At 71.8% G+C, this 16,184-nt stretch carries 15 protein-coding genes; 6 read left to right on the plus strand and 9 right to left on the minus strand.

Features of this window, described 5'->3' with window-relative positions; genetic code table 11:
• Nucleotides 1-41: 41 nt before the first annotated feature.
• Nucleotides 42-497: a Rieske (2Fe-2S) protein gene (locus ABZW10_RS23710; protein WP_355369143.1), complete on the minus strand. Its 456-nt coding sequence runs from the start codon at nt 495-497 to the stop codon at nt 42-44.
• Between the two features lie 143 nt (nt 498-640).
• Nucleotides 641-3,613 (minus strand): excinuclease ABC subunit UvrA, encoded by a 2,973-nt coding sequence (gene uvrA / locus ABZW10_RS23715; RefSeq protein ID WP_355369145.1) that lies wholly within the window; start codon nt 3,611-3,613, stop codon nt 641-643.
• Nucleotides 3,614-3,903: 290 nt separating this feature from the next.
• Here uvrA and ABZW10_RS23720 point away from each other — a divergent pair, with 290 nt between their 5' ends.
• Complete coding sequence (locus ABZW10_RS23720; RefSeq protein WP_355369147.1) at nt 3,904-4,671, plus strand: maleylpyruvate isomerase family mycothiol-dependent enzyme; 768 nt, start codon at nt 3,904-3,906, stop codon at nt 4,669-4,671.
• Between the two features lie 58 nt (nt 4,672-4,729).
• Entirely contained in the window at nt 4,730-5,383 is a 654-nt protein-coding gene (locus tag ABZW10_RS23725) for an MBL fold metallo-hydrolase (RefSeq protein WP_355369149.1), read from the plus strand.
• Nucleotides 5,384-5,458: 75 nt separating this feature from the next.
• On the opposite strand, the gene ABZW10_RS23730 is transcribed toward ABZW10_RS23725, so the two are convergent.
• The 5 genes from ABZW10_RS23730 to zapE all read right to left on the minus strand — a co-directional run bounded on the left by ABZW10_RS23730 (nt 5,459) and on the right by zapE (nt 10,925).
• Complete coding sequence (locus ABZW10_RS23730; RefSeq protein ID WP_355369151.1) at nt 5,459-6,442, minus strand: TerC family protein; 984 nt, start codon at nt 6,440-6,442, stop codon at nt 5,459-5,461.
• Nucleotides 6,443-6,689: 247 nt separating this feature from the next.
• Nucleotides 6,690-7,271 carry a TerD family protein gene (locus ABZW10_RS23735; protein ID WP_355369153.1) on the minus strand — a complete coding sequence of 194 codons (582 nt, stop codon included), beginning with the start codon at nt 7,269-7,271 and terminating at the stop codon, nt 6,690-6,692.
• A gap of 294 nt (nt 7,272-7,565) precedes the next feature.
• Complete coding sequence (gene uvrB, locus ABZW10_RS23740; RefSeq protein ID WP_355369155.1) at nt 7,566-9,665, minus strand: excinuclease ABC subunit UvrB; 2,100 nt, start codon at nt 9,663-9,665, stop codon at nt 7,566-7,568.
• 44 nt (nt 9,666-9,709) lie between these two features.
• On the minus strand, nt 9,710-9,865 hold the full coding sequence (locus tag ABZW10_RS23745; protein WP_355369157.1) for a hypothetical protein: 156 nt from the start codon (nt 9,863-9,865) through the stop codon (nt 9,710-9,712).
• Between the two features lie 4 nt (nt 9,866-9,869).
• The gene (gene zapE / locus ABZW10_RS23750; protein WP_355369159.1) at nt 9,870-10,925 is read right to left on the minus strand and encodes a cell division protein ZapE; all 1,056 of its coding nucleotides are present in this window, start codon (nt 10,923-10,925) and stop codon (nt 9,870-9,872) included.
• Nucleotides 10,926-11,001: 76 nt separating this feature from the next.
• Between zapE and ABZW10_RS23755 the strand changes: the two genes are divergently transcribed.
• From ABZW10_RS23755 to msrB, 4 genes are all read left to right on the plus strand, one after another.
• Nucleotides 11,002-11,769 carry a pyrimidine reductase family protein gene (locus tag ABZW10_RS23755; RefSeq protein WP_355369161.1) on the plus strand — a complete coding sequence of 256 codons (768 nt, stop codon included), beginning with the start codon at nt 11,002-11,004 and terminating at the stop codon, nt 11,767-11,769.
• Between the two features lie 141 nt (nt 11,770-11,910).
• The gene (locus tag ABZW10_RS23760) at nt 11,911-12,372 is read left to right on the plus strand and encodes an indole-3-glycerol phosphate synthase (protein WP_355369163.1); all 462 of its coding nucleotides are present in this window, start codon (nt 11,911-11,913) and stop codon (nt 12,370-12,372) included.
• Between the two features lie 135 nt (nt 12,373-12,507).
• Nucleotides 12,508-13,890 (plus strand): UDP-N-acetylmuramate--L-alanine ligase, encoded by a 1,383-nt coding sequence (gene murC, locus ABZW10_RS23765; protein WP_355369230.1) that lies wholly within the window; start codon nt 12,508-12,510, stop codon nt 13,888-13,890.
• 21 nt (nt 13,891-13,911) lie between these two features.
• Nucleotides 13,912-14,316, plus strand: coding sequence for a peptide-methionine (R)-S-oxide reductase MsrB (gene msrB / locus ABZW10_RS23770; RefSeq protein ID WP_355369165.1), 405 nt, complete (start codon nt 13,912-13,914; stop codon nt 14,314-14,316).
• Between the two features lie 59 nt (nt 14,317-14,375).
• Here the strand turns inward: msrB and ABZW10_RS23775 are convergent, their stop codons facing one another.
• Together ABZW10_RS23775 and ABZW10_RS23780 are read right to left on the minus strand one after the other, a co-directional pair.
• Nucleotides 14,376-15,593, minus strand: coding sequence for a cytochrome P450 (locus ABZW10_RS23775; protein WP_355369167.1), 1,218 nt, complete (start codon nt 15,591-15,593; stop codon nt 14,376-14,378).
• Nucleotides 15,590-16,147 (minus strand): ATP/GTP-binding protein, encoded by a 558-nt coding sequence (locus ABZW10_RS23780; protein WP_355369232.1) that lies wholly within the window; start codon nt 16,145-16,147, stop codon nt 15,590-15,592. The genes ABZW10_RS23775 and ABZW10_RS23780 overlap by 4 nt, the downstream gene beginning before the upstream one ends.
• Nucleotides 16,148-16,184 lie beyond the last annotated feature (37 nt).

Raw genomic sequence — 16,184 nt, forward strand, 5'->3', positions numbered from 1 at the left:
TACCGACTCGGGCCGGGGGCGCGTGCGGGAGATCAACTGCTTCAGCGGGGGGTCACCTTGAGGTTGCCGCCCTCGACCGCCACGGTGTACTCGGGCAGCGGGGTCGGGGCCGGACCGTCCAGCACGGCGCCGTCGGTGATGCCGAACAGGCTGCCGTGACAGGGGCATTGGATCTTCTGGTTCTTGACCTGGTCGACGATGCAGCCGGCGTGGGTGCACTTGGCGCTGAACGCCTTGTACTGGCCCTCGCTGGGCTGGGTGACGACGATCTTCTTCTCGCGGTAGACGGTGCCGCCGCCGACCGGGACGGCGGAGGCGGGGCCGACGTCGACCGGGGTCTTGGCGGTGGAACCGGCGCCGGAGTCGGAGGCGGAGGAGGAGCAGCCGGAGACGGCGAGGGTGCCGCCGGCGGCGAGGACGGCCGCGGCTCCGCAGAGCAGGGTGCGGCGGGTGGGGGCGGGGCCTTCGGGGGCCTGGCTCTCGGGGGCCTCGGACATGGCGGGGAGCTCCTGGTTCGACGGCGGCGCCGCGGCTGCGGGCCGCCCGGAAGTCTATGCGTCCTCATCCGCCCGCCCCCGGGGGTGCCGGGGGCGGGCGGATGAGGGCGGATGCGGGCGCGGCGGGTTCCGGGCGCCGTGCGCTACTTGCGCGCCGCCGTGGCGCGCTTGGCGGGGGCCTTCGCCTTGGCCGGCGTCTTCGCCGCGGCCTTGGCCGGGGCCTTCGCCCGGGCCGGGGCCTTGGCCTTGGCCGGGGTGACCGGTGCGTCGGCGAAGTTGCCGGGCAGGATGTCGCGCAGGAACTTGCCGGTGTGGCTCTCCGCGACGGCGGCGATCTCCTCGGGGGTGCCCTCGGCGACCACGGTGCCGCCGCCGGAGCCGCCCTCGGGGCCCATGTCGACGATCCAGTCGGCGGTCTTGATGACGTCGAGGTTGTGCTCGATGACGATCACCGTGTTGCCCTTGTCCACCAGGCCGGTGAGCACCTTGATGAGCTTGCTGATGTCCTCGAAGTGCAGACCGGTGGTGGGCTCGTCCAGCACGTAGACGGTCCGGCCGGTGGAGCGCTTCTGCAGCTCGGAGGCGAGCTTGACGCGCTGGGCCTCGCCGCCGGAGAGGGTGGGCGCGGACTGGCCGAGGCGGACGTAGCCGAGGCCGACGTCGTTGAGCGTCCGCAGGTGGCGGGCGATCGCCGGGACGGCCTCGAAGAAGCCGAGCGCCTCCTCGATCGGCATGTCCAGCACCTCGGCGATGGACTTGCCCTTGTAGTGGACCTCCAGCGTCTCCCGGTTGTACCGGGCGCCGTGGCAGACCTCGCACGGCACGTAGACGTCCGGCAGGAAGTTCATCTCGATCTTGATGGTGCCGTCGCCGGAGCAGTTCTCGCAGCGGCCGCCCTTGACGTTGAACGAGAACCGGCCCGGCAGGTAGCCGCGGACCTTGGCCTCCTGGGTCTCCGCGAAGAGCCGCCGGACGTGGTCGAACACGCCGGTGTAGGTGGCCGGGTTGGAGCGCGGGGTGCGGCCGATCGGCGACTGGTCGACGTGCACCACCTTGTCCACCAGATCGGTGCCGGTGATCCGGGTGTGCCGGCCGGGCACCGTGCGGGCGCCGTTCAGCTCCCGGGCGAGGTGGGTGTAGAGGATGTCGTTGACCAGGGTGGACTTGCCCGAGCCGGAGACGCCGGTGATCGCGGTGAAGGTGCCCAGCGGGAAACCGACCGTGACGTCCTTGAGGTTGTGCTCGCGGGCGCCGTGCACCGTGAGCTGGCGCTTCCTGTCACGCGCGCGCCGCTCCTGCGGGATCGGGATGAAGCGCTTGCCGGAGAGGTACTGGCCGGTCAGCGACTCCTTGTTGCCGAGCAGCTGCTTCAGCGAGCCGGAGTGCACCACCTTGCCGCCGTGCTCGCCGGCGCCGGGGCCGATGTCGACCACCCAGTCGGCCATCTTGATGGTGTCCTCGTCGTGCTCGACGACGATCAGCGTGTTGCCGATGTCGCGCAGCCGCACGAGGGTCTCGATCAGCCGGTGGTTGTCGCGCTGGTGCAGGCCGATGGACGGCTCGTCCAGCACGTAGAGCACGCCGACCAGGCCGGAGCCGATCTGGGTGGCGAGCCGGATGCGCTGGGCCTCGCCGCCGGAGAGCGTGCCGGCCGCGCGGTCCAGCGAGAGGTAGTCCAGGCCGACGTCGACCAGGAAGCGCAGCCGCTCGTTGACCTCCTTGAGGACGCGCTCGGCGATCTGCTTGTCCCGGGCGTTCAGCTTCATCGCGCCGAGGAAGTCCGAGCAGTCGCTGATCGACATCGAGGAGACGTCGGCGATCGAGCGGTCCTCGACGGTGACCGCGAGCACCACCGGCTTGAGCCGGGTGCCCCGGCAGGTCGGGCAGGGCACCTCGCGCATGTAGCCCTCGAAGCGCTCGCGGCTGGAGTCGCTCTCGGCCTCCTGGTGGCGGCGCTGGATGAACGGCACCGCGCCCTCGAAGCCGGTGCTGTAGGAGCGGTCGCGCCCGTAGCGGTTGCGGTAGCGGACCTGCACCTGGTGCTTGTGCCCGTACAGCAGCGCCTTCTTGGCGCGGGCCGGCAGCCCGGCCCAGGGGATGTCGGTGCGGAAGCCCAGCTCGCCGGCGAGGGCGTCGATCAGCCGCTGGAAGTACTCCTTGGTGTGGCCGCCGGACCACGGGTGGATGGCGCCCTCGTCCAGCGAGCGCTCCTCGTCGGGCACCACCAGCTCCGGGTCCACCTCCATCCGGTTGCCGAGGCCGGAGCAGTCCGGGCAGGCGCCGAACGGCGAGTTGAAGGAGAACGAGCGCGGCTCCAGCTCCTCGAACGACACGTCGTCGTAGGGGCAGTAGAGGTGCTCGGAGTACATCCGCTCGCGCTCGGGGTCGTCCTCGGGGAGGTCGACGAAGTCGAGCACGACCATGCCGCCGCTCAGCCGCAGGGCGGTCTCCACCGAGTCGGTCAGTCGGCGCTTGGCGCTCTCCTTGACGGTGAGGCGGTCGATCACCACCTCGACGGTGTGCTTCTCCTGCTTCTTGAGCTTGGGCGGCTCGGCGAGCTGGACCGTCTCGCCGTCCACCCGGGCGCGGGCGTAGCCCTTGGACTGGAGGTCGGCGAAGAGGTCGACGAACTCGCCCTTGCGCTCCCGGACCACCGGGCTGAGCACCTGGAAGCGGGTGCCCTCGGCGAGTTCGAGCACCTTGTCGACGACGGCCTGCGGGGACTGCTTGGCGATCGGGCGCCCGCAGTGCGGGCAGTGCGGCTTGCCGATCCGGGCGAACAGCAGGCGGAGGTAGTCGTAGACCTCGGTGATGGTGCCGACGGTCGACCGCGGGTTGCGGTTGGTGGACTTCTGGTCGATCGAGACGGCCGGGGAGAGGCCCTCGATGAAGTCCACGTCGGGCTTGTCCATCTGGCCGAGGAACTGGCGGGCGTAGGAGGACAGCGACTCGACGTAGCGGCGCTGGCCCTCGGCGAAGATGGTGTCGAAGGCGAGCGAGGACTTGCCGGAGCCGGAGAGGCCCGTGAAGACGATGAGGGAGTCGCGGGGCAGGTCGAGCGAGACGTTCTTGAGGTTGTGCTCGCGAGCACCGCGGACGATGAGGCGGTCGGCCACTGCTTCTGGCGCCTTTCTCCGGGGCGAGAGGGCTGGGGGAAACGAAGGTGTGCTTCTTCCAGGATGCGGCAGCCAGCCTACTAGCTCACGCGTTCGATTAACGACCTTGTCCAGCCGGGTCCACCCGAACGAGTGAGGACGGCTTGCGGAGCCTTGCCGTGCGGTTCGCAAAAGCCCCTGCTCAGCGCCGGGGAACGGGGGTAGCGTCGTCCCCGGCGTCCCCGGCGTCGCCCCCTTCAACGAGCGGAGCCCCGTGCGGGCAACGCGCCGTCCCCACGGAAGGCCGATCCATGACCGACCCGCAGTCCGCCGCAGCCCGCTCCGTCGCGGCCCCCTCCTCCGCCGCCGCCCGCGCCGCGCGCAACCTGGCGCTCGTCGAGGAGAGCACCCGGCACCTGCTGCACACCGTCGCCGAGCTCGGGCCCGACGCCGTCGCCGAGCCCTCCGCCCTGCCCGGCTGGACCCGCGGCCACGTCCTGGCCCACCTCGCCCGCAACGCCGACTCCCTGGTCAACCTGCTGGACGGCGCGCGCACCGGCACCGACATCCCCCAGTACCCGAACGAGGAGGCCCGCGACCTGGGCATCGAGGAGGGCGCGCCCCGCCCGGCCGACGTCCAGCTCGCCGACCTGAGCGCCACCGGCGGGCACTTCACCGCGGCCGCCGCCCTGCTGCCCGCCGATGCCTGGGCCGCCGAGGTCCGGCACCGCCAGGGCTACCGCTTCCCCGCGTACGAGATCCCCTGGAGGCGCCTGATGGAGGTCGAGTACCACCACGTCGACCTGGACGCCGGCTACACCCCCGCGCACTGGCCGGCCGAGTTCGCCGCCGCCGAGTTCCGCCGGCTCGCCGGCAAGCTGTCCGGCGCCGACCTGCCCGCCGTCGAGCTGTTCGCCGACGACACCGCCGAGCGCGCCGTGATCGGCACCGGCGTCCCCGCCCTGACCGTCGAGGGCCCGGTCCGCGCCCTGCTCGCCTGGCTCTCCGGCCGCGCCGACGGCGACGGCCTGCGCCGCACCCCCGACACCGCACTGCCCACCCTCCCCCCGCTGGGCTGAGCGGCCCGCCAGGCGCGAGGATGACCTCGAACCCTGTAGCCCGACAAGGAGCGGACGGATGACGTACCACGGAGCGGTCAAGGTCGGCGGGCCGCCGGACGTGCGCGAGCTGGCGCATCTGATCATCACCAAGGTGGCGGTCGGCCCCTACGACAACAACGCCTACCTGCTGCGCTGCCGCGACACCGACGAGCAGCTGCTGATCGACGCCGCGGCGGACGCACCGGTGCTGTTGGAGACGGTCGGCGAGAACCTGGCCACCGTCGTCACCACCCACCGGCACCGCGACCACTGGAACGCGCTGGCCGAGGTGGTCGCCGCCACCGGCGCCCGCACCGCGGCCGGCGAGCACGACGCGGAGGGCATCGACGTCCCCACCGCGCTGCCGCTCGCCGACGGCGACACCCTCGCCGTGGGCCGCTGCGCGCTGACCGTCCGGCACCTGGTCGGCCACACCCCCGGGGCGATCGTGCTGGTCTACGACGACCCGCAGGGCCACCCGCACGTCTTCACCGGCGACTGCCTGTTCCCCGGCGGGGTCGGCAACACCTGGGGCGACCGGACGGCCTTCGAGAGCCTCTTCCGGGACGTCAACGAGAAGATCTTCGACGCCCTCCCGGACGAGGCCTGGGTCTACCCCGGCCACGGCAACGACACCACCCTCGGCACCGAGCGCCCCCACCTCGCCGAGTGGCGCGAGCGCGGCTGGTAGCCCCCGGACGCACAAGGGGCGGGCCCGCGACCACTGCTCGGTCGCGGGCCCGCCCGGTTCGGGGGGTGGGGGGGGTCAGGCGTCCAGCTTCTGGGGCTCGCCCTGCTCGGCCAGGGCTGCCTTCCTGGAGGCCATCAGGCTGGTCACGGTGGTGACGGCGAGCACGACCACGATGAAGCCCAGCGAGAACGGGATGCCGATCTCCGGCACGTGCACGCCCTGCTCGTGCAGCGCGTGCAGCACCAGCTTCACGCCGATGAAGCCGAGGATCACCGACAGGCCGTACGAGAGGTGGACCAGCTTCTTCAGCAGGCCGCCGATCAGGAAGTACAGCTGGCGCAGGCCCATGAGGGCGAAGGCGTTGGCGGTGAAGACGATGTACGGGTCCTGGGTCAGGCCGAAGATCGCCGGGATCGAGTCCAGCGCGAACAGCACGTCGGTGGTGCCGATCGCCAGCATGACGATCAGCATCGGGGTCATCAGCCGGCGGCCGTTCTCCCGGATGAAGAGCTTGGTGCCGTGGTACTTGTCGGTCGACGGGAAGCGCTTCTCGATCGACTTGAGGAGGCGGTTCTCCTCGAACTCCTCGTCCTCCTCGTCGGCCCGCGCCTCCTTGATCAGCTTCCAGGCCGTCCAGATGAGGAAGCCGCCGAAGATGAAGAACACCCAGGAGAACTGGGCGACCAGCGCGGCGCCGCCGGCGATGAAGACCGCACGCAGCACCAGCGCGATGATCACACCGAACATCAGCACACGCTGCTGGTAGATCTTCGGCACCGCGAACTTGCCCATGATCAGGATGAAGACGAAGAGGTTGTCGACACTGAGCGACTTCTCGGTGATGTAGCCGGCGAAGAACTCACCGGCCGGCGTCGAGCCGGAGTGCCACCAGAGGAAACCGCCGAAGATCGCCGCCAGCACCACCCAGACCGTGGTCCAGATGCCGGCTTCCTTGATCGACACCTCGTGCGGCTTGCGGCCGCCGATGAAGAAATCGGCCACGATCAGGGCCAACAGCACCGCGATGGTGCCGACCCAAAGGCTTACGGAAACGTCCACTACTGCTCCTCCGGCAGGTAGGCGAGACAGTCATCGTCACTTGCCGGAGGTCTCTTCCGCCCGTCGGACGCGCGCCGGCGCACCCGCGGACCAGCGCCCCGGGGCGCCGCGACGGGCGCCCGTGATGACGGGACGACTGCGTGGGAATACTCCCCTCCGCTGCAAGAAGGGTAACAGCATCCCCAAAGAAAGGTAAAGAAGGTAAAGACCCGTCAGGGCCGCGACCGCGGAAGGGCCACCGCAGAGGTCAGAGGAACGGCTCGATGGCCGGCAGCAGGTCCTGGAAGGTCCGCCCCTTGGCCGGGGCGCCGATCGCCTGCATCTCCCAGCCGCCGTTGCCGTCCCGGAACACCTTCGCCATGACCTGGCCGGTGTGCGGGCCGCCGCCGGTCAGCTCGTAGCGGGCCAGCTCCAGCCCGGTCGACTCGTCCACCAGCCGGCAGTGCGCGTTCTGCACCTCGGCGAAGGTCTGCCCGGTGTACGAGCTGACCGTGAACACCACCTGGGTGATCTGCGGCGGCACGTGCACCAGGTCCACCAGGATCGACTCGTCGTCCTCCCCCGCGCCGGACCCGCCGACCAGGTTGTCCCCGGTGTGCCGCACCGAGCCGTCGGCGCTCTGCAGGTGCTGGAAGAACACCACGTCGGACGGGGTCCGCTCCTCGTACAGCAGCGCCGAGGCGTCCAGGTCGATCTGCCGGGTCCGGCTGCCGAACAGGCCCCGCCGGGGCGCCGCCTTCCAGCCCAGGCCCATCCGGACGATGGTGAGCGTCTCCCCCGGCCCCTTCTGCAGACTGACCCGCTGGCCCTTGGCAAGGTTCACCGACACGGCGCATGTCCTCTCTGCCCGGCCGCGCGGGCACCCGCGCCGGCTCCACGGTGGAACACCCCGTTGCCGTCCCCCGGCTGAGGCCCCCTCTTCCGGCCCGCCCGTCCCGGAGCGGCGCCGCAGGCCAGCCTAGGCCCTGCGGTCGGGCGAGCTGTCCGCCCTGTACCCGTTTGTGGCAGGGCTGAGACACCGCCGGGCTTGACCGGGGACGTCACCGGCCGGGCCCGGCGGGCACCGTCGTGGAAGGGGGCGCGGAAGGGAGTGCGGAAGGGGCCGCGAGCCGTTCCGGGGCCGCTACGCGATACCGGCCTCGCGCATCTGCCGCAGCTCCTTCTTCAGCTCCTTGACCTCGTCGCGCAGCCGGGCCGCCACCTCGAACTGAAGGTCGACCGCGGCGGCGTGCATCCGCTCCGTCATCGACTGGATCAGTTCGGCCAGCTCGGCCGCCGGCAGCGACTTCGCCGGCTTGCGCTCGGCGCCCAGCGCCGGCACCGGGGCCTTGCCGCCCTTGCCGCCGCCCGAACCGCGGTAGCCGCTGGACAGCAGCTCGCCGGTGTCCACGTCCTCGCGGGCGAGGGTGTCCAGGATGTCGCCGATCTTCTTGCGCAGCGGCTGCGGGTCGATCCCGTGCTTCTTGTTGTACGCCTGCTGCACCTCCCGGCGGCGGTTGGTCTCCTCGATCGCCTTCTCCATGGCCGCGGTGATCCGGTCCGCGTACATGTGCACCTGGCCGGAGACGTTGCGGGCGGCGCGGCCGATGGTCTGGATCAGCGAGGTGCCGGAGCGCAGGAAGCCCTCCTTGTCCGCGTCCAGGATCGCCACCAGCGAGACCTCCGGGAGGTCCAGGCCCTCACGGAGCAGGTTGATGCCGACCAGCACGTCGTACTCGCCGGCCCGCAGCTCGCGCAGCAGCTCCACCCGGCGCAGCGTGTCGATGTCGCTGTGCAGGTACCGCACCCGGATGTCCAGGCCGAGCATGTAGTCGGTGAGGTCCTCGGCCATCTTCTTGGTGAGCGTGGTGACCAGGACGCGCTCGTCCTTCTCCACCCGCTTGCGGACCTCGTGCACCAGGTCGTCGATCTGGCCCTCGGTCGGCTTGACGATCACCTCGGGGTCGATCAGACCGGTCGGGCGGATGATCTGCTCGACCTGGCCGTCGCCGCGCGACAGCTCGTACGCGCCCGGGGTCGCCGACAGGTAGACGGTCTGGCCGATCCGCTCCAGGAACTCCTCCCACTTCAGCGGGCGGTTGTCCATCGCGGACGGCAGCCGGAAGCCGTGCTCGACCAGGGTGCGCTTGCGCGAGGCGTCGCCCTCGTACATCGCGCCGATCTGCGGGACGGTGACGTGCGACTCGTCGATCACCAGGAGGAAGTCCTCCGGGAAGTAGTCGAGCAGGGTGTTCGGCGGGGAGCCGGGCTCGCGGCCGTCGAAGTGCATCGAGTAGTTCTCGACGCCGGAGCAGGTGCCGATCTGGCGGAGCATCTCGATGTCGTAGGTGGTGCGCATGCGCAGCCGCTGGGCCTCCAGCAGCTTGCCCTGCTTCTCCATCCGGGCGAGGGTCTCCTCCAGCTCCTTCTCGATGCCGTTGACCGCGCGCTCCATCCGCTCCGGGCCCGCCACGTAGTGCGAGGCCGGGAAGACGTACACCGAGTCGTCCTGGCTGATGATCTCGCCGGTGAGCGGGTGCAGCGTGTACAGCGCCTCGATCTCGTCGCCGAACATCTCGATCCGGACGGCCAGTTCCTCGTAGACCGGGAAGATCTCGATGGTGTCGCCGCGCACCCGGAAGGTACCGCGGGTGAAGGCGAGGTCGTTGCGGGTGTACTGGATGTCGACGAAGCGCCGGAGCAGGACGTCCCGGTCGATCTCCTCGCCGACCTTCAGCCGCACCATCCGGTCCACGTACTCCTGCGGCGTACCGAGGCCGTAGATGCAGGAGACGGACGCGACCACGACCACGTCCCGGCGGGTGAGCAGCGAGTTGGTCGCCGAGTGGCGCAGCCGCTCGACCTCCTCGTTGATCGAGGAGTCCTTCTCGATGTAGGTGTCCGTCTGCGGGACGTACGCCTCGGGCTGGTAGTAGTCGTAGTACGAGACGAAGTACTCGACCGCGTTGTTCGGCAGCAGCTCGCGGAACTCGTTCGCCAGCTGCGCGGCCAGCGTCTTGTTCGGCGCCATCACCAGGGTGGGCCGCTGCAGCTTCTCGATCATCCAGGCCGTGGTGGCCGACTTGCCGGTACCGGTGGCACCGAGCAGGACGACGTCCTTCTCCCCGCCCCGGATCCGCCGCTCCAGCTCCGCGATCGCCGCCGGCTGGTCACCGTTGGGCTGGTAGGGACTGACGACCTCGAAGGGCGTCACTGACCGCTCAATACTCGTGATGGGTCGCACGCCTCCACCGTACGACCCACCACCGACAACCGAGCACCGATCACTCAGGCCGCGTGGGCCTCGAACCTGATGGCGGGCTCCCCCGCCGGGTCGATGCGGACCGCCGAGTCGAAGGCGGCGGCCAGCCGCTCGATCAGCGGCAGGGTGGGGTCGACCCCGCTTTGCCACGGGGAGAAACGCCCGGCCAGGAAGCAGGTCACGCCCTCAGTTCCGGGCGCTGTCCCGGGCGAGGGCGACCAGGCGGGAGATGGCGCGCAGGTACTTCTTGCGGTAGCCGCCGCGGAGCATCTCCTCGGGGAAGACCCGGTCGAAGGGGAGGCCGGAGGCGGTGATGGGGAGTTCGCGGTCGTACATGCGGTCGGCGAGGACGACCAGGCGCAGGGCGGTGGACTGGTCGTCGACCTGGCGCACGTCGCGCAGGCAGACGGCGGTGACGTCGTCCAGCAGGGCGCCGTAGCGGCTGGGGTGGACGGCGGCGAGGTGGGCGAGCAGGGCGTCGAAGTCGTCGAGGGAGGCGCCCGGGGTGCGGGCGGCGACGGCGTCGACCTCGGCGGGCCGGTAGGGCGGCGGGGCGTCCGGCAGGCCGCGGTGGCGGTAGTCCTGGCCGTCGATCCGCATCGGGCGGAAGTGCGCGGACAGGCCCTGGATCTCGCGCAGGAAGTCGGCGGCGGCGAAGCGGCCCTCGCCGAGCTTCTCCGGCAGGGTGTTGGAGGTGGCGCAGAGCTTGACGCCGTTCTCCACCAGGCGGCCGAGCAGGGTGGAGACCAGGACGGTGTCGCCCGGGTCGTCGAGCTCGAACTCGTCGATGCAGAGCAGCTTGTGCCCGGACAGGGTCTGTACGGCCTGCTGGAAGCCGAGCGCGCCGACCAGGTTGGTCAGCTCGACGAAGGTGCCGAAGGCCTTGGGGCCGGGGGCCGCGTGCCAGAGCGAGGCGAGCAGGTGGGTCTTGCCGACGCCGTAGCCGCCGTCCAGGTAGATGCCGGCCGGGCCGGCCGGGGCCGGGGCGGAGCGGCGGAACCAGCTGCGCTTGGGGGCGGAACCGTTTCCGCTGTTGAGCGTGCCGGCGAACTCCTCCAGGACCTGCACGGCCTCGTACTGGCTGGGCTGGGCCTGGTCCGGGATGTACGTCCCGAAGCTCACGTCGGAGAAGCGCGGCGGCGGCACCATCTCGGCGACCAGGCGCTCGGCGGGGACGACGGGGCGCCGGGCGGTGAGGGCTATCGGCGCGGTCGCGGTGGCGGGGCGGGAAGGTGCGGACACGGTGATAAAGGGTACGCCTGGTCGGGAGGCCCCCGGGACGAGCACCCGGTGCAGCTCCCGGTGGAAGACTGGGGGCATGCAACAGCTGATCAGCCCGGTGGCGGAGACCTTCGACGACCCGAGTTCGCTGGAGGCGCTGGCCGCCGTCTACGCGTACCCCGGGCAGGTGAACCACGGGCGTCCCTGGCTGCGCGCCAACATGGTGGCCGGGCTGGACGGCGGGGCCCGGCTGGACGGGCTGTCCGAGGGCCTCTCCAGCGAGGCCGACAAGCGGATCTTCGGTGTGCTGCGGGCGCTGTCGGACGTGGTGCTGGTGGGTGCCGAGACGGTGCGCGCCGAGGGGTACCGGCCGGCCCGGGCGCGGGCCGACTTCGCCGGGGCGCGCCGCGCGGCCGGGCAGGCGCCGGCGCCCGTGATCGCGATCGTCAGCCGCTCGCTGGAGCTGGACCTCGCGGCGCCGCTGTTCACCGAGCCGCTGGTGCGCACTGTGGTGATCACCACCGAGGACGCCCCGGCGTCCACCGTGGCGGAGGTCGCCGAGGTGGCCGACGTGATCACGGCCGGCGTCGGCGCGGTGGACCTGCGGGCGGCGGTCGCCGCGCTGGCCGACCGGGGCTGGACCCGGCTGCTGACCGAGGGCGGGCCCCGGCTGCTGGGGCAGCTGGCCGCCGAGGACCTGCTGGACGAGCTGTGCCTGTCGCTGGCGCCGCTGGTCACGGGCGGCGACGCGCCGCGCATCCTGCACGGCGCGCGCATGCCCGAGGTGCAGCGGATGCGGCTGGTCTCATTGATCGAGCAGAAAGGATTCCTCTTCACCCGCTACCTGCGTCCGCCCACCCCGTGACCTCCGAACCGTGATCCCGCTCCCACTTGCGGCCCCCTCCGCGTGGCCCGTGTGCCGGGTGGGCAGCGTGCGGAAAGCTTCCGCCGGGCAGTATGGGATGCGAAGCCGGAGCCCGGGGGCCGGCGACTGGAAGGGATTCACGTGTTCAAGACGGTACTGATGATCGAGAAGGCGCTCTCCGACGCGGACGTGGAGCTGGTCACCACGCTCCACAGCGAGGAGAAGGTGTCCTTCGTCGTCCTGATGCAGCCGCGCGGCAAGCAGGACGAACTGCTGCGGGCGCTGGACGACGTCGCCCTCGGCCACCTGGACAAGGTGGTGCGCGAGCACGACGAGTCGGAGAGCGGGCCGACGGTCGCCACCGAGTCGCTGGAGCACAGCCTGCGCCACCTGAGGCGGGCCGGTGCCGAGGCGGTCGGCGAGCTGGTCGAGGAGTCGCCGCTGGAGCGGCTGCGCGCCGTGGTGGAGGAGCACCAGGCCGACGAGGTGGTGGTGCTCACCTCCCCGCACTTCGTGGAGGAGTTCTTCCACCGCGACTGGGCCTCCCAGGCGCGCCACAAGGTGGGCGTGCCGGTGCTGCGGCTGTTCGCCAGCGACTCCTGACGCGACCCCGAAGTGGTGCAGAATCGTCCTTGCGGTCCGGCGCGGTCCGGCCCGCGAGGACGATTCGCACGCCGTCCGCCCTCCCCTGACCCCCCGCCCGTACGGAGCCCCGCCTTGAACGACGCCGCGCACGACCTGCACGCCCCGCACTTCATCGGCATCGGCGGCGCCGGGATGTCCGGTCTGGCGAAGATCCTCGCGGTGCGCGGGGCCGGCGTCTCCGGCAGCGACGCCAAGGAGTCCGAGACCGTCCGCGCGCTGCGCGCGCTCGGCGCCACCGTGCACATCGGGCACGCCGCCGAGCACGTGCCGGACGGCGCGAGCAGCATCGTCGTCTCCAGCGCCATCCGCGCCGACAACCCGGAGCTGGCCGCCGCCCGCGAGCGCGGCATCCCGGTCGTCCACCGCTCGGACGCGCTGGCCGCGCTGATGGGCGGGCGCCGGGCGCTCGCCGTGGCCGGCACGCACGGCAAGACCACCACCACCAGCATGCTCGCCGTCGCCCTCGGCGAGCTGGGCCTGGACCCGTCCTACGCGATCGGCGGCGACCTCGACGCGCCCGGCTCCAACGCCCACCACGGCACCGGCGAGATCTTCGTCGCCGAGGCCGACGAGAGCGACCGCAGCTTCCACAAGTACGCGCCCGAGGTGGCGATCGTGCTCAACGTGGAGCTGGACCACCACGCCAACTACGCCTCGATCGACGAGATCCACGAGTCCTTCGAGACGTTCGTCGGCCGGATCGTCCCCGGCGGCACCCTGGTCGTCTCCGCCGACCACGACGGCGCCCGCGAGCTGACCGGCCGCGTCCGCGGCCGGGCGGACCTGAACGTGGTCACCGTCGGCGCCGCCGAGGACGCCGACCTGCGCGTCCTGTCGGTCGTCCCGCGCGGCATGACCAGCGAGGTCACCGTACTGCTGGACGGCGCCGAGCTGGGCTTCACCGTCTCGGTGCCCGGCCGCCACTACGCCCACAACGCGGTCGCCGCGCTGGCCGCCGGTGTCGCCCTGGGTGTGCCGGCCGCCGACCTGGCCAAGGCGCTCGGCGCCTACACCGGCGTGCGCCGCCGCCTGCAGCTCAAGGGCGAGGCGGGCGGCGTCCAGGTGATCGACTCCTACGCCCACCACCCGACCGAGATGACCGCCGACCTGGAGGCCATCCGGGAGGCCACCGAGGGGCGCGTGCTGGTGGTCTTCCAGCCGCACCTGTTCAGCCGCACCCAGCAGCTCGCCGAGGAGATGGGCGCCGCGCTGGCGCTGGCCGACGCCTCCGTGGTGCTCGACATCTACCCGGCCCGCGAGGACCCGATCCCCGGCGTCACCAGCGAGCTGATCATCGACGCCGCCCGCCGGGCCGGCGCCGAGGTGACCGCCGAGCACGACTTCGCGGCCGCCCCCGCGGTGCTGGCCGCCCTGACCCGCCCGGGCGACCTGCTGCTCACCATGGGTGCGGGGGACGTCACCAACCTGGGTCCGGAAATCCTCGGGCACCTGTCGAACGTTGCCACCAACGTCTGAGTCACCCGACCGGGAGCCGTCATGAGCTACGAGATCGAGAAGACCGACGCCGAGTGGCGCGCCCAACTCTCCCCCGAGGAGTACCACGTCCTGCGGGAGGCCGGCACCGAACGCCCGTTCACCGGCGAGTACACCGACACCAAGACCGTCGGCGTCTACAGCTGCCGGGCCTGCGGCACCGAGCTGTTCAGCTCGGAGACCAAGTTCGACAGCCACTGCGGCTGGCCGTCCTACTACGCGCCGCTCGCCGGGGACCGCGTCCAGTACATCGAGGACACCTCGCTCGGCATGCGCCGGGTCGAGGTCCGCTGCGCCCGCTGCGGCGGGCACCTCGGCCACGTCTTCGAGGGTGAGGGCTACGGCACGCCGACCGACCAGAGGTACTGCATCAACTCGGTCTCGCTCACGCTGAAGCCGGCGGAGTGACGAGGAACGCGTGAACGCGTGGAGGGGCCCGGGTACCCGTGGGGTGCCCGGGCCCCGCGCTATCCGGCGACCGGGGTGAAGCGGACCGGGAGGCGGACCAGGGCACGGTGGAAGGGGCCGGGACGCCGGTGCAGGGCGTCGGCGGGCTCGGCGAGTTCGAGGTCGCCGATCCGGCTGGTCAGCTGCTCGATCGCGGTGATCGCGATCAGCAGGGCGGGGTCGCGGGCCGGGCAGGCGTGCGGGCCGGCCGCCCAGGCCAGATGGGCGGAGCCGCCGCTGCGCAGCCCAGCGGTGTCCACGCCGTCGGCGGTGGCGGCGGGCGGGGCGGCCTGGGAGTTGGCGGCCGCGTAGGAGACCAGGACGAGCGATCCCGCCGGGATGGCGCGGCCGTGGAAGGTGACGTCGACGCGCGGGTAGTGGGCGGAGAGGTTGGCCAGCGGCGGCTCGTGCCAGAGCACCTCGTCGATCGCCTGGTGCGCCGTCATCGCCCCGCCGAACAGCGAGCCGGCGTAGCGGGCGTCGGTGAGCAGGCGCAGCAGGGCGTTGCCGATGAGGTTGGTGGTCGGCTCGTTGCCGGCGATCATGGTGAGGGTGATCTGCCGGACCACCTCGTCGTTGTCCAGCCCGGCCGGGTGGGTGAGGAACCACGAGGTGAGGTCGTGCCGGGGGCGTTCGCGGCGCTCGGCGACCATCCCGGTGACCACCTCGACGAGGTCCGTGTACGCGGCCACCGCCTGCCGGGTGGACTCGATGGAGCCGACGATGCCGGCCACCAGCCGTTCCCGGTGCTCGTCGGGCACGCCGAAGCCGGTGGTGAGGACGTGCACGGGCAGCCGGCGGGCGTAGTCGGCGATGAGGTCGGCGGAGCCGGTCCCGCCGAAGGCGCCGATCAGCCGGTGCGCGACCTCGGCGACCCGGCGCTGCAGCAGGTGCGGTTCCAGCAGGGCCAGGCCGTCGGTGATCACCTGCCGGTAGCGGGCGTGCGTCGCGCCGTCGCTGAACAGGGCGGTCGGCCGGTAGCCGAGCACCGGCAGCAGCGGGGAGTCCGGCGGGACGGTCCGCTGCCAGGCGCGGGAGTCCTTGGAGAAGGTGTCGGTGTCGCGCAGCAGGTCCAGGGCGGCCTGGTAGTCGATGACCAGCAGGGCCGTGACGCCGGGTGCGATCTCCACCTCGGCGACCGGGCCCTGGCGGCGCAGCCGCTCGTAGACGGCCTGCGGGTCGGCGGCGAAGGCCGGGCCGTGCAGCGCGGCCGGGGGGTGCGCGGGGTCGGTGGTCATGGCTGCTCCGGGGCCGGTGCGGAGGCGGGCAGGCCGTGCAGGACGTGCTCGGTGAGCGCGATCAGGGCGTCCAGGCTGGAGCCGCGCTCCCGGGCGTCGCAGAGCACCAGCGGGGTGCTGGGGTGCAGGTCGAGGTGGCTGCGCAGGACCGCGGCCGGGTGCACCGGCGAGTCGGGGAAGCGGTTGACGGCGACCGCGTAGGGCAGGCCCTGCTCCTCGACCATGTCCATGATCTCGAAGGAGTCGGCGAGCCGGCGGGTGTCCGCCAGGACGAGGGCGCCGATGGCGCCGCGGGCGATGTCCTGCCAGAGCGGGAAGAACCGGCGCTGGCCGGGGGTGCCGAACATGTAGAGCACCAGTTCGCCGGGCAGGGTGAGCCGGCCGAAGTCGACCGCGACCGTGGTGGTGGTCTTGCCGGGCAGGCCGGCCACGTCGTCGACGGGGGCGCCGGTCTCGGTCATCGCCTCCTCGGTGTGCAGGGTCGGGATCTCCGAGAGGGTGCGGATGAAGGTGGTCTTGCCGACGCCGAACGGGCCGGCGACCACCAGCTTCATCAGCGTCTGCTCGGGGTCGGGCAGGTAACCCACCCGG

Origin of the sequence: Kitasatospora sp. NPDC004723, from assembly GCF_040609255.1 — a bacterium.
GTDB lineage: Bacteria > Actinomycetota > Actinomycetes > Streptomycetales > Streptomycetaceae > Kitasatospora.